The organism is Arthrobacter sp. ISL-85 (assembly GCF_018613675.1).
GTDB lineage: Bacteria > Actinomycetota > Actinomycetes > Actinomycetales > Micrococcaceae > Arthrobacter.
On the sequence record NZ_JAGGPQ010000024.1, the window covers coordinates 1 to 13,152 of the forward strand.

15 protein-coding genes are annotated in these 13,152 nt (G+C 63.6%); 5 read left to right on the plus strand and 10 right to left on the minus strand.

Going from position 1 to position 13,152, the window contains the following annotated elements:
• Nucleotides 1-268, minus strand: a 268-nt coding sequence (locus tag J7I84_RS17195; protein ID WP_311381163.1) for a helix-turn-helix domain-containing protein, incomplete at its 3' end; no start/stop codon positions are given.
• A 234-nt stretch (nt 269-502) separates the two neighbouring features.
• Between J7I84_RS17195 and J7I84_RS17200 the strand changes: the two genes are divergently transcribed.
• The 3 genes from J7I84_RS17200 to J7I84_RS17210 all read left to right on the plus strand — a co-directional run bounded on the left by J7I84_RS17200 (nt 503) and on the right by J7I84_RS17210 (nt 1,651).
• The gene (locus tag J7I84_RS17200; protein ID WP_214945769.1) at nt 503-718 is read left to right on the plus strand and encodes a hypothetical protein; all 216 of its coding nucleotides are present in this window, start codon (nt 503-505) and stop codon (nt 716-718) included.
• A 124-nt stretch (nt 719-842) separates the two neighbouring features.
• Nucleotides 843-1,001, plus strand: a complete 159-nt coding sequence (locus J7I84_RS17205; protein WP_214945770.1) for a hypothetical protein — start codon at nt 843-845, stop codon at nt 999-1,001.
• A gap of 491 nt (nt 1,002-1,492) precedes the next feature.
• Complete coding sequence (locus J7I84_RS17210; RefSeq protein WP_214945940.1) at nt 1,493-1,651, plus strand: hypothetical protein; 159 nt, start codon at nt 1,493-1,495, stop codon at nt 1,649-1,651.
• 317 nt (nt 1,652-1,968) lie between these two features.
• On the opposite strand, the gene J7I84_RS17215 is transcribed toward J7I84_RS17210, so the two are convergent.
• From J7I84_RS17215 to J7I84_RS17255, 9 genes are all read right to left on the minus strand, one after another.
• Entirely contained in the window at nt 1,969-2,697 is a 729-nt protein-coding gene (locus J7I84_RS17215) for a PspA/IM30 family protein (protein WP_214945771.1), read from the minus strand.
• Between the two features lie 84 nt (nt 2,698-2,781).
• Nucleotides 2,782-3,174: a hypothetical protein gene (locus J7I84_RS17220; protein WP_251046752.1), complete on the minus strand. Its 393-nt coding sequence runs from the start codon at nt 3,172-3,174 to the stop codon at nt 2,782-2,784.
• Between the two features lie 333 nt (nt 3,175-3,507).
• Entirely contained in the window at nt 3,508-4,482 is a 975-nt protein-coding gene (nrdF, locus tag J7I84_RS17225; RefSeq protein WP_214945772.1) for a class 1b ribonucleoside-diphosphate reductase subunit beta, read from the minus strand.
• Nucleotides 4,483-4,579: 97 nt separating this feature from the next.
• Nucleotides 4,580-6,700 carry a class 1b ribonucleoside-diphosphate reductase subunit alpha gene (gene nrdE / locus J7I84_RS17230; RefSeq protein WP_214945924.1) on the minus strand — a complete coding sequence of 707 codons (2,121 nt, stop codon included), beginning with the start codon at nt 6,698-6,700 and terminating at the stop codon, nt 4,580-4,582.
• 20 nt (nt 6,701-6,720) lie between these two features.
• Nucleotides 6,721-7,191: a class Ib ribonucleoside-diphosphate reductase assembly flavoprotein NrdI gene (nrdI, locus tag J7I84_RS17235; protein ID WP_214945925.1), complete on the minus strand. Its 471-nt coding sequence runs from the start codon at nt 7,189-7,191 to the stop codon at nt 6,721-6,723.
• A 103-nt stretch (nt 7,192-7,294) separates the two neighbouring features.
• Nucleotides 7,295-7,540, minus strand: coding sequence for a glutaredoxin-like protein NrdH (nrdH, locus tag J7I84_RS17240; RefSeq protein ID WP_214945773.1), 246 nt, complete (start codon nt 7,538-7,540; stop codon nt 7,295-7,297).
• A gap of 517 nt (nt 7,541-8,057) precedes the next feature.
• Nucleotides 8,058-9,431, minus strand: coding sequence for a class I SAM-dependent methyltransferase (locus J7I84_RS17245; RefSeq protein ID WP_214945774.1), 1,374 nt, complete (start codon nt 9,429-9,431; stop codon nt 8,058-8,060).
• Nucleotides 9,428-10,159, minus strand: coding sequence for a DUF1365 domain-containing protein (locus tag J7I84_RS17250; RefSeq protein WP_214945775.1), 732 nt, complete (start codon nt 10,157-10,159; stop codon nt 9,428-9,430). Before J7I84_RS17250 ends, J7I84_RS17245 begins: the two co-directional genes overlap by 4 nt.
• Nucleotides 10,156-11,553, minus strand: a complete 1,398-nt coding sequence (locus tag J7I84_RS17255) for an FAD-dependent oxidoreductase (protein WP_214945776.1) — start codon at nt 11,551-11,553, stop codon at nt 10,156-10,158. Before J7I84_RS17255 ends, J7I84_RS17250 begins: the two co-directional genes overlap by 4 nt.
• A gap of 97 nt (nt 11,554-11,650) precedes the next feature.
• Here J7I84_RS17255 and J7I84_RS17260 point away from each other — a divergent pair, with 97 nt between their 5' ends.
• On the plus strand, nt 11,651-12,568 hold the full coding sequence (locus J7I84_RS17260) for a LysR family transcriptional regulator (protein WP_214945777.1): 918 nt from the start codon (nt 11,651-11,653) through the stop codon (nt 12,566-12,568).
• 45 nt (nt 12,569-12,613) lie between these two features.
• A complete protein-coding gene (locus J7I84_RS17265) occupies nt 12,614-13,120 on the plus strand; it encodes a DUF2004 domain-containing protein (RefSeq protein ID WP_214945778.1) in 507 nt (168 codons plus the stop codon).
• Nucleotides 13,121-13,152 lie beyond the last annotated feature (32 nt).

A 13,152-nucleotide genomic window follows, 5' to 3' on the forward strand; every position in this document is an offset into this window, starting at 1 on the left:
CCCGGAACCAGGCCGGAGACCCAGACCAGCCCACCCGCTCAGCCAACACCGTCGCCGGCATCCGCGGGTTCTCCACCAGCAGCGCACGAATCGCCGGTTCCACAGCCTTGATCCCGGAGTCCCGCGGCGCCCGAACATACGTAGGCGGACCGTCAGCACTGACGGCCTTCGCGACTGTATTCCTGGAGATCCCCAGCCGCGCTGCTATCGATCTCATCGACTCACCCTCGGCAAGATGCAACCGCCGAATAAGCGCCCAATCCTCCACTGTGATCACCCACCCAATCGTTTGGAACGGGTGGCTCAGTTTTCAACCATCACAATGGCTCAGTTTTCGACCGTCACCGACACGCCCACATGCCGACTGATCGCGGGGGCAGGGCCTTTGCAGCTACGTGGACGCTGGTTCGACTTAGCTGCTGTTTACTGGCGCTTCATCTGGGGACCGTATCTTTGGGGAACAAGCCAAGGAACGGGACCAGGACGCATGAACACTGACGAGATGACCGAAACGACCGTGGATGGCACCGCCCTGTGGCGGGGCCAGGAAGTCCGCGTCCGCGCCGGTGGCCGCGATCTGGGCACCGGCTTCGTTGACGACCTGACCGGGGACGGCTCCATCGTCTGGATCCTCTTCGGCGCAGCCGAACCGCGGCGGATGTTCCTTGCGGAAGACGCTGCCCGGTACACCGTGCTCCCGCCCACATCGATTCGCTAGAGGCAGAGGCTCCCTTAGGGGCTTTGTGTTCCTGAGCCCGGAGCTACCTGCTGCTGAAAACTCAGGCTCTTAGGGTGCGGAGTTTCACCCGGGCCTGCCAGCCCCCCGGTCTTAGACTTTCGCCATGCATCCTTTAATGGCGATCGGCCTGGTGTTCCTCGCCGGGCTTGCCTGGATGGGTACCATCGTGACCCTGCTGATTGCCCTGGCCAGGAGCGGCAGTGTGCGCAGACGCACTGCCGGAACAGTTCACGACGCCGAGACCCAGTTGCCAGTCAGATGAAGATGGGGCTACTCGTCCCCCAACTCAGTGCCATTCTCGTCCGAGGGCCCAAGCAGCCACACTATGGCTTTTTCCTCTGACGTGAAGTACCTGATTGGGAATCCGGTGCAGCCGAGGCAAGCGGAACATGGCGATCACCCGGTCAACAGGGGACGATCCCAGAAGCGCCATCCGCGAGATACTGGATGCGTCAGGGAAGAGCTTCCGGGCGGCCGCGGAGTGAGTAACTCCTTGAATCTCGACCAACATCGGCAACCGGGCGCCCTGGGTTAGGGTGGTGATGGCCTCAAGCGCCGCCCTGGCGACGTCGATGCCGATGTACGCCCCGGGCTTCCAGCGCAAGTGCAGGACCCCGCCGGACCGCTCCAACGTTCCTTTACCCTTGAGGTCCACAGTGCTCACCCTGCAGCCAGGCAGCCCCGGATGTCGTCAAGCTTTAGTCCCCTCGTCGGTTCACGTAGCTCAGGGGCAACGACTATTTGGGGGTAGCTGTGAATCCAAGCCCGGGCTTCAGCATCATGGGCATCCTGTCCGCGGTCTTCACGTTCGTCCTGGCCGGCCTGGCCGTCTACGCCCTGATCCTGGCCATCATCTTCCTCCGGCTGCGCATCGCCGGACTCAAGCGGGCCGCGCGCCGCCCGCTGCCCTGATGCCGGCAGCAGCGGATGACCCAGATCAAGCGGCCAGCCCCGAACCCGGAGTGGGTACAGATGTACCGGCAGGGCATCCCGACACGGAAGATCGCCACGGCCGCCAGCGGCCGAGACCAACGTGCGGTACCACCCGGCCATCGCCGCCAAGCAGGATCCGGGCCTGCGGGCCGCGCATCAAGCAGCCGCTCCGGCATGCCGGCAGTAATCTCGATTGTGCGTCAACCTCGTCACGCTCCGTCTGCTAGATACGTGCTCGCATGGCCTTATTAGGTCGAGTTGCCCGTGCGCCCCGCATGTTCGACGACGGCGCCGTCCTAGTAGTCGATGGCTTTCCGGTCGATGGACTTCAGTGCAGCGAGACGGGCTTCCACTTCAGTCTGCTCGTCGAGGTCTTCGAGGGACGCGAACTGGGCGTCCAAGGATGAGGCGGCGAGTTCCTGCTGGCCGCGGACACTGGCTTCCTGGCGGCGGATGTTCTCCTCGTACCGGCCAATGGCCGAGGTCGGGTCACCGGCATCCAGCGACTTGAGAGCGTCATTGACCTGGGACTGCGCCGCGGCGACGCGGGAGCGGTTGACCAGCTCGTTGCGCTTGGCGGTCAGCTCCCCGAGCTTGCCGCGCATCTTGTCCAGGCCGTTCTTGAGCTGGTCGACGACCTGGTTCTGCGCGGCGAGGTTCGGTTCCTGGGCCTTGGCCGTTGATTCGGCGGTCATCTGTCGTCCGATGGCGACCCTGGCCAAGGCATCGAACCTATCGGCATCCACGCTGTTCCCGGCGGCACGGAACTCGTCGGCCTTGCGGGACGCGGCGATCGCCTTGCGGCCCCAGGTGTTGGCGTCATCCACGGCCCGGTTGTGGTCGTCCTCGGCCATGCGCAGGTTGCCGATGGTCTGGGCGACGGCAGCCTCTGCTTCGGCAATGTTGTTCGAGTAGTCGCGGACCATCTGGTCCAACATCTTCTGCGGGTCTTCCGCGGAGTCCAGGAGGGCGTTCAGGTTGGCCTTCGCGAGCTGGGCGACGCGGGCGAAAATACTCTGCTTCACTGGGGTCTTTCTATCTGTGGTCGAGTTCGCATGTTACGTGCACGGCACGGCCGTGGACCAGGCACGGGAGACGGCGCCTGGCCGTTACGCCCGCTGCCGGTGCCCACGGGCCCAGATTACTTCGGCCACCCCGGCCAGGGCGAGTGGGAATGTCACGACCGCGGCCAAATGTCGCAGCAGGCTGTAGGGATCTGACCAGGCTGCCCAGCCCACAAGAACCCCGGGCAGCGCCACGCACACGCTTACCCACACGGGGTTTCCGCGGAAGTGTGACCAGACAGCGGCTGCGAGGGACAGCACGCAGCCGGCGTCGACGTATCGGCTGCCAATCGAGGATTCCCGCTGCTCGACCGGATTTGGCAGCCAGAGGTGCCAGCCGGCGCGCATAATCCCGTAGCCAATCAGGACCATCGAGCTCTGCACGAGCAGTATCCAGGCGACTGTTCTTGTCCAACGGCGGCCTGCTTCAGACATCATCACGCTCGAGGCCTCTCCGTGCGGCCCGCAAGCCGCGCCGCTGCAGGATCCCGCCACGTGGCCAGGTCATGCTCCGCGGGGCAGGTAGGTGGGGGTCCGTTTGCTGGCACTCTTGCTCGGGATCTTGCATTAGGATCCGAGGTCCGAAGCGGAGGGTTCGAAACGGGTTAATGGGAAGTACCGTCCGACGTGGCTGGCGAATCCATAATCCGCAAGGCTACTTTGAGGGCGTGCTTTTGCCCCTGCTTCGGACCATCATCCACCTAAGACGTTAATTCGTAACCGCCAACTAGCTTCCAACCACACATCCGAAGGAGGAAGGAAGAAGAAGGACTAGAAGTCCCAGTCCTCGTCTTCGGTGTTCACGGCCTTGCCGATCACGTAAGAAGAACCGGAGCCACTGAAGAAGTCGTGGTTCTCGTCGGCGTTCGGGGACAGTGCCGAGAGGATGGCCGGGTTCACGTCGGTGACGGAGGCCGGGAACATCGCCTCGTAGCCCAGGTTCATCAGGGCCTTGTTCGCGTTGTAGTGCAGGAACTTCTTGACGTCCTCGGCCAGACCCACGCCGTCGTAAAGGTCGTGGGTGTACTGGACCTCATTCTCGTAGAGCTCGAAGAGCAGCTCGAACGTGTAGTCCTTGATCTCCTGGCGGCGCTCCTCGGAGACAGTCTCCAGGGCGCGCTGGAACTTGTAGCCGATGTAGTAGCCGTGTACGGCTTCGTCGCGGATGATCAGGCGGATCAGGTCAGCCGTGTTCGTCAGCTTGGCGCGTGAGGACCAGTACATGGGCAGGTAGAAGCCCGAGTAGAACAGGAAGCTCTCCAGCAGCGTGGAGGCAACCTTGCGCTTCAGGGGATCGTCGCCCTGGTAGTAGTCCATGACGATCTGCGCCTTCTTCTGAAGGTTCTCGTTCTCGGTGGACCAGCGGAACGCCTCGTCGATCTCCTTGGTGGAAGCCAGCGTGGAGAAGATGGAGGAATAGCTCTTGGCGTGCACCGACTCCATGAAGGCGATGTTCGTGTAGACAGCCTCTTCGTGCGGGGTCAGGGCATCAGGGATGAGGCTGACGGCGCCGACAGTTGCCTGCACTGTGTCCAGCAGGGTCAGGCCGGTGAACACGCGCATGGTCAGCTGCTGCTCAACCGGGGTCAGCGTGTTCCACGACTGGACGTCGTTGGACAGCGGCACCTTCTCCGGGAGCCAGAAGTTGTTGACCAGTCGGTTCCAGACGTCGACGTCCTTGTCGTCCTGGATCCGGTTCCAGTTGATGGCCTCGACGTGGCTAAGCAGCTTGACCTTCTCGGTCATGTCATCCCCTAAGCGTTGGGTGGGTTTCACTAAGTTAAAGCGTACGACGGCGGGCGGGCACCCGCCGTCGTACTTCAGGCATTAGTTGGAGATACAACTAAAGCATGCAGCTGACGCAGCCCTCCACCTCAGTTCCCTCCAGCGCGAGCTGGCGGAGACGGATGTAGTAGATGGTCTTGATGCCCTTCTTCCAGGCGTAGATCTGGGCCTTGTTGATGTCGCGCGTGGTGGCCGTGTCCTTGAAGAACAGCGTCAGGGACAGGCCTTGGTCCACGTGCTGGGTAGCAGCCGCGTAGGTGTCGATGACCTTTTCGTAGCCGATCTCGTACGCGTCCTGGTAATACTCCAGGTTGTCGTTGGTCAGGTACGGCGCCGGGTAGTACACGCGGCCCAGCTTGCCTTCCTTGCGGATCTCGATCTTGGACGCCACCGGGTGAATCGAGGAGGTGGAGTTGTTGATGTAGGAGATCGAACCGGTGGGCGGCACCGCCTGGAGGTTCTGGTTGTAGATGCCGTGCTCCATGACGGAAGCCTTCAGCGCCAGCCAGTCAGCCTGGGTGGGGATGTGCACATTCTTGAACAACTCGCGGACCTTTTCGGTCTGCGGCACCCACTCCTGCTCCGTGTACTTGTCGAAGAACTCGCCCGAGGCGTACTTGGACTTCTCGAAGCCGCCGAACGTCTGGCCGGTCTCGATGGCCAGCAGGTTGGAGGCGCGGACCGCGTGGTACACCACCGAATAGAAGTAGATGTTGGTGAAGTCCAGGCCCTCTTCCGAGCCGTAGTGGACCCTCTCACGGGCAAGGTAGCCGTGCAGGTTCATCTGGCCCAGGCCGATGGCGTGGCTCTGGTCGTTGCCCTTGGCAATGGACGGCACCGAGGTGATGTTGGACATGTCCGAGACTGTCGAGAGGGAGCGGATGGCCGTCTCGATGGTGAGCCCGAAGTCCGGCGAGTCCATGGTCTTGGCGATGTTCAGCGAGCCCAGGTTGCAGGAGATGTCTTTGCCGGTGTCGGCGTAGGAGAGGTCATCGTTGTACGTGGTGGGCTGGGAAACCTGGAGGATCTCCGAGCACAGGTTGGACATGATGATCTTGCCGTCGATCGGGTTGGCCCGGTTCACGGTGTCCTCGAACATGATGTACGGGTAGCCGGATTCGAACTGGATCTCGGCGAGGGTCTGGAAGAACTCGCGGGCCTTGATCTTGGTCTTCTTGATCCGGGAGTCGTCCACCATCTCGTAGTACTTCTCGGTGACCGAGACGTCGGAGAACGGCATGCCGTAGACGCGTTCCACATCGTAGGGCGAGAACAGATACATGTCCTCGTCCTTCTTGGCCAGCTCAAACGTGATGTCCGGGATGACGACGCCCAGCGAAAGGGTCTTGATGCGGATCTTCTCATCCGCGTTCTCGCGCTTGGTGTCCAGGAAACGGTAGATGTCCGGGTGGTGCGCGTGCAGGTACACGGCACCGGCACCCTGGCGGGCACCGAGCTGGTTGGCGTAGGAGAAGCTGTCTTCGAGAAGTTTCATCACGGGGATGACGCCGGAGGACTGGTTCTCGATCTGCTTGATGGGCGCGCCCACCTCGCGGATGTTGGTCAGGGCGAACGCCACGCCGCCGCCGCGCTTGGACAGCTGCAGTGCGGAGTTGATGGAGCGGCCGATCGACTCCATGTTGTCTTCGATGCGCAGCAGGAAGCAGGAGACCAGCTCGCCGCGCTGCTTCTTGCCGGCATTCAGGAACGTGGGGGTGGCCGGCTGGAACCGGCCGTCAATGATCTCGTCCACCATCTGCAGGGCGAGCTGCTCGTTGCCGCGGGCAAGGTGCAGGGCCACCATGCAGACGCGATCCTCGTAGCGCTCCAGGAAACGCTTGCCGTCGAACGTCTTCAGCGTGTAGGACGTGTAGAACTTGAAGGCGCCCAGGAAGGTCTCGAAGCGGAACTTCTTCTTGTAGGCGCGGGTGAACAGCTCACGGATGAAGTTCATCGTGTACTGGTCCAGCGTCTCGCGCTCGTAGTACTGGTTCTTCACCAGGTAGTCGAGCTTCTCCTCCAGGTCATGGAAGAACACCGTGTTGTTGTTTACGTGCTGCAGGAAGTACTGGTGCGCGGCCTCGCGGTCGGCGCCGAACTGGATTTCGCCGTTGGGACCATAGAGGTTCAGCATGGCGTTCAGCTCGTGATAGCCCAGCCCCTTGTAGGCGGCCGGCATTTCGGGCTCCTGGGCCCTGGCTACTTCTGTGTCTGCGACAGTCGTGTCCAAAACGTGTCCAATCCTTGGTTTACCCGGGTGACGTCTTCCGGCGTTCCCATAAGTTCGAATCGATAAAGGTGGGGTACCTGGCATTTGGCGGCGATGATGTCCGCGGCCATGCAGTAGTTGTCCCCGAAGTTTGTGTTGCCGGCGCCGATCACGCCGCGGAGCAGTTGCCTGTTCAGCGGGTTGTTCAGGAACCGGATGACCTGCTTGGGAACGGACCCTTCTCCCCCGGTGCCTCCATATGTGGGCACCACCAGCACGAACGGCCGGGTGGCGAGGAGGGGTGAGTCCTTTGCGTGCAACGGGATCCGGGCGGCCTCGCGGCCAAGCTTTGCGACGAAGCGGCTGGTGTTCTCGGATGCCGAGGAAAAGTAGATGAGCTGGCTGTCCGTGACAACCTGCTGCGGCTGGTGGTGCGAAGTGGCCGGCGGGGATACCTCCACGCGCTGAGCCGCGTGGTGTTGGGAAGCGCTTCGCTCTGCTGTTGGTGCTGCCATGGGAGTCACCTCAGCTGATTGATGGTTGCCGGCAGGAAAAGTGGAACTCCTAGGCCACGGAGGAAACGGCCAACAGTGCGAGTTCCTCGATCTTGTCGGGGCGGAAGCCTGACCAGTGGTCCTGGTCGGTGACCACAACGGGAGCCTGCATGTAGCCCAATGCCTTCAGGCGCTCGAGTGCCTCAGCGTCCTGGGAGATGTCAACGCTCTGGTAGGTGATGCCCTTCTTGTCGAGCGCGCGGTAAGTGGCGTTGCACTGAACACAAGCAGGCTTCGTGTAAACCGTTACGGTCATTGTCCCTGTCCCCTTAGTTGAAATCTTTGCTGGTTCGGTGTCCCCCGTCCAGCTGTATGTAGATACTACATGTAGTGCAGACGCCTCTTTGGAACCCCAAGATGATGTATTACAAGTATGTCATTTAATGCACCGTTAATCCACAGGCAGGGGCCCGAATATTGCCCGCGATCCCGGGTTTTTTGGGGACTGGATCCACACCCTGTGGATGGGGTTGAACACATATGCACAGTCAGCGTGTCGTGATCCTCGGCGTGTCGCCGCATGTTCCCCGGCCATACAAAAGGGGTCCGTGACCACTACATGTAGTGGTCACGGACCCCATGAGTCATTCCGGGCCCCCGGGACTGCGGCCCCGGCCCCGGCCCCTAAGCCCTGGCAGGATTAGCCCGCGTGGGGTTAAGCCGGGCGACGGCGGTGGACAGCACCGTGGCGAAGCAGCACCACGCCGTACGCGGAGCGAGCGATGCTCCGGCGGTCCCGTTCAGCCGGTACGTCCGCCGCAACCTGGAGCAAACTACAGCTGCGCCTCCCGGCGGTCCAGCACAATTTGCTGAACGTCCAGGTAGCCGGACTGGAAGCCGGCGCGCGAGTAGCAAAGGTAGAACAGCCACATCCGCTGGAACACAGCGTCGAACCCCAGCTTCCCTACCTCCCGGGAGCGGGACAGGAACCGTTCTTCCCACAGCCGCAGGGTGGCGGCGTAGTGGTCGCCCATCCCCATCCGCTCCCGCACCCGCAGGGTGGTGTGCTGCTGCGTGACACCCTCGATGGCCCGGACGGACGGCAGGAAGCCGCCGGGGAAGATGTATTTGTGGACCCAGGTATACGCGTTGCGGGTGGCCAGCATGCGCCCGTGCGGCATGGTGATCGCCTGGATGGCCACCTTTCCGCCCGGGGCCAGGACGCGGTCAATAGTCTGGAAGTAGATGGGCCAGTACTCGTATCCCACGGCCTCGATCATCTCGACCGACACCACGGCGTCGTACTCCCCCTCCACTGCCCGATAGTCCTGCAGGGCCACCGTCACCCGGTCCGCGAACCCGGCCTCCGCGATGCGTTCCTGCGCCAGGGCCTGCTGCTCGCTGGACAGTGTAACGCTGTAGACGGTGGCGCCGCGGGCAGCGGCCCGCAGGGCAAGCTCACCCCAGCCGGTGCCGATCTCCAGCAGCCGGGTGCCTTCGCCTACGCCGGCCTTGTCCAGCAGCCGGTCGATTTTGGCCTGCTGGGCCTCCGCCAGGAATTCCCACGTGACGGAGGCCAGCGGCCCGGCGGCGTCAGGAAACAGAGCCGATGAATAGCTCATGGTGGAGTCCAGGAAGTTGGTAAACAACGCATTGGACAGGTCGTAGTGCCGGGAAATGTTGCTGCGGGTGTTCTGTTCGGCGTTGCGTTCCTGGCGGGGCGTCCGTGGCAGGTACAGCGAGCGCAGTTTCTGCAGCGGCACGGGGATGAGAGTGTCCACGGAGGCGGCGAAGACCTCGAGCACCGCGGCCAGGTCCGATGCCTCCCAGTCCCCTGCCATGAAGGACTCACCCAGTCCGATCAGCCCGTTGTCGCCGATCCGGGCCTCAAATGCAGCGGGCCGCACCATGGTCATCACGGGAGCTTGGGGTCCGCCCGTTCCCAGGACCGAACCGTCCGGGTATTCAACGCGCAGCGGGAGTCGCTTAACCGCGCCCCTGAACAGCAGTCCGGCGGCTTTACCGGCCACATCAGCTTTAAGGCCCGACGGCGGTGCGGCAACACCGGGCCACAGGCCGGGATCGATGGTGGCGGGCGCAGCCGGCACACCTTCCGCGGTCCAGGATTCGCGGGCGTGGGTGGCCGGACCGTGGGCCTTGCCGCGGACGGAAGCTGCAGCAGTTCCGTTGTCGTCAGTCATTGTCATTGAACTGCCTCCTGTGAGGGGTGATGTGGTCTGGCAACCACGGGCAGGCGTCTTGCCCAGAGTTTAATGCCCTGGACCCGGATCAGCACGGAGACCAGCAGCGGCGCGGCAGGCACCGTAAGGGCCGCCGAAAGGATGTTGGAAATAGTGGCTGGTTTGCGGCGGCCGTCCATGCTTGCCACGAAGGGGCGCTGCCCTTCACGCTCCAGCACAATGGACACCGCCAGCTGGCCCCCCGGCGCCGGAAGCTTCATCCGGTACTGCCCGTCGACGTCGTTGAAGGGTGACACGTAAAACGCCTTGGGGACTGAGGCGCGCCCGGCAGGGTCGGTCCGCAGGAGGTAGCAGTGCCGCTCCCCGTAGGTGTTGTGGACCTCTGCCACCACACATTGCAGTTCTCCGCTGGAGCGGTAGCACCAGAACAGGGTGAGCGGATTGAACACGTAGCCAAAAACCCTGGCGCTGGTCAGCATGTGGATGGCGCCGCCGTCGGGCTCAATGCCCTGCGTCCGCAGGTACCGCTCCACGTTGGACCGGATGCCGGCGTCCGGGTCGCCCAGGTGGTCTCCGGCGCGGAACACGGCGAGGGGCCGCAGGAGGAACGGCAGCCGGGGAAGGCTGTCCACGTCCACGAACCAGCTGTAGCTCCGGTAGGTGAACGCATTCTTCAAGGGCGTGCGTCGTACATGGGATATGGACGTGCGGTAGATCGAGGCTTCCATGGTCATGCAGGCTCCGCGGCCAGCAGTTCCCGCTCCCCTTCCCCGGCGGAGTCCCTGAAGCCAGCGGCCCGCACCACCGGCCAGGTGCGGCCGAGCTTTTCGGCGGCCCGCACCCCTGAGAGGGCACCATCCTCGTGGAAGCCCCAGCCGAGGTACGCGCCGGCGTAGGCGATCCGGCTGTCGCTCAGCGCCGCGATGGCCTTCTGGGCCTTCAGGGATTCCGGCGTGTACTGCGGGTGTTCGTACACCATCCGTTCCAGCACCGCGCTGTCGGAGATCAGCCCGGACTCTCCCAGGCTCACCAGGTACGGACGGCCATCTGCAGGCTCGAGCCGCTGCAGCCGGGTGAGGTCGTAGCTCACCAGGACCTTGTCCGGGCGTGCGTCGCAGGCCGGGAGCCGGTAGTTCCAGGACGCCCTCGCGTTGTCCGCCGCAGGCAGGACCGCGGGGTCCTGGTGGAACACGGTGTGGTTGACCGAGTAGGGCATCCCGCCCAACGCCTCTTTCTCCTCCGGGGTGGCGTCGGCCAGGAAGCCAAGGGCCTGCGCAGGATGCGAGGCGATCACGACGGCGTCGAAGTCTTCCAGCCCGCTGGCCGTTGCGATCTCCACACCACCGGGCAGGCGCCGGATGGCGGTGACGGGAGTGCTGAGGCGGACGTCAGGGAGCGTCGCGGCCAGCTTTTCGACATACCGTGCCGAGCCGCCGGTCACGGTCCTCCACTGCGGTGAGCCCTTGATGCCCAGCATGCCGTGGTGGCCCAGGAACGTGAAGAGGTACCGCGCAGGATAGGCCAGGGCGGTGGTGGGATCGCAGGACCAGACGGCGCTGACCACCGGGGTCATGAAGTGGGAAATGAAATAGGGACTGAACTTCTCCCGCACCAGGAACTCGCCAAGCGTCAGTTCCGGCACCTCCACCTCGTCGCTGACGGCCGACGGCGGCGCCGTCCTGAGCAACTCCCTGGCCTTCCGGTAAAAGCGGGTGACCTCCAGCAGCATCAGCAGGTAGCGGCCGCGCAGCAGGCTGGAGGGCCTGGCAATGATTCCGCGGGCGCCGTCGCGGGCCCCGGCGTATTCCAGTCCGCAGCCGTCGCAGCGGATGGACATGCTCATCTCGGAGTCCTGGGTTTCGACGCCAAGCTCGGCGAACAGCCGCAGCAGGGTGGGATAGGTCCGTTCGTTGTGCACGATGAACCCGGTGTCCACGCCAATAGCGCTCCCGTCGGCCTGCGGCATGTCGTGGGTGTGCGCATGGCCGCCCAGCCGCGAGTCCGCCTCGAACAGGGTGACGTGGTCCTGCCTGTTCAGTACATAGGCTGCCGTCAATCCGGCCACGCCGCTGCCGATCACGGCTACGCGCCGCCGGCCGCCGGCGCTTACTGCTGGGTCAAGTGACACTTCATGCTCCTCTGCTGAACATTTACCGCTGTGCGGGGTTATACAGACGGCAATTCGGCGCGGTTACGGCGGTGGATGGGTGCAGTACTGTGAACTGGTGGTAAATCCCGTGCACCTGAAGACCCTCCTGGAGGTCACGCGGCTGGGCTCGTTCGCTGCGGCAGCCGCAACACTGGGCTACACAGCCTCGGCCGTGTCACAGCAGATATCCGCTTTGGAGCGGGAAACGGGCGTAACCCTGTTCCAGCGGTCGGCGCGGGCCGTGGTTCCTACGGAAGCCGCCGTCGTCATGACCCGGCACGCCGCGAAGGTGCTCACGGACATCGAAGCGCTGATGGCCGCCGCCTCGCGGACGCAGGACACCGAAAGCCAGGAGCTGCGGCTGGGCATCTTTCCCAGCCTGGCCACCTACGTCCTGCCGCGGATCCTCAAGAATCCGGCGTGGAAGAAGCTCGGGATCGACCTGCGGGTCTCCGTGGCCGAACCGGGGCAGACCATCCAGGGGCTGCGCACCGGCGGGGACCTGGACCTGGCCGTGGTGTTCCAGGTGGGCCAGACCGGTTTCGCCTGGCCCAACACCATCAACCGGCAGTGGATTGGGGACGACGACTTCCGGGTGGTGCTGCCTGCCGGCTGGGGGTTCCGCGCCGATGCGAAGGTGGCGGCGGACCACCTTTCGGAGATGCCGTGGATCATGCATCACCCCGGTACCAGCGACGCCATGGTGATCGAGCGCCTCTTCGCCGGCTGCAGCCTGCACCCCCGGGTGGTGGCGCACAGCGACGATTTCCATGCCAGCCTGGAGATGGCAGCTGCCGGCCTGGGCGCAGCCCTGGTTCCTGAACTGGCGCTGCGGAACAAACCGGCCGGTGTGGTGGTCCTGGACGTGCCGGAAATCCGGCTGGCACGGAATGTCTTTGCGCTGCTGATCAATGACCGGAAGACCGCCAGGGTGCAGCTTTTCGTGGATCTGCTGGCGGAGACCCTTGCCGGGATGCGTACCGCGGTGAATTAGGCGCGAACGCTGGAATGGGCTGCCCTTCGGGTCTATGTTGAGACTATGAACAAGGTAGCGAGCCAGCACTTTGGGGAGATTGAGCTCAACCACGGGAGGGATCATCTCTTCGCCGCCAAACATGAGCTTGGCGGCCACCCGCTGGAACTCGACCTGAACATCAACGCCCACGACCACTTCGATGAAGCCGCGCTGCGCAAAGTCGAGTACCGGCTGCGCTTCCTGCCCGAGCTGGTTGACGAGGTCCGGGAAATGATTGCCGAAGAGCTGGAGCAGGAGGGCACCAGTCCGCAGGAGTACCTGCACTTCCACTGCAACGCGCTCAAGGACGAGCAACTGCGCAAGGTGTTCGGCGTCCAGGACCGGAGCCAGCTCACCAACGAGGTGTTCCTCAAGTCGCTGAAGCTGGGCCATGTGGCCATCTATCCCGGCCAGCCGGAACGTTACTTCGTTTTGGATTTCACCCTCGGTGAGCACTTTACCGACGAAGTCCTGGTGGCGTCCGCGGACCAGGACGGCGTGGTGGACGACGAAATCGTCTGGGAGTCCTGAAACCGGCTCCAACGAGTGCCCGGTACTAAGGA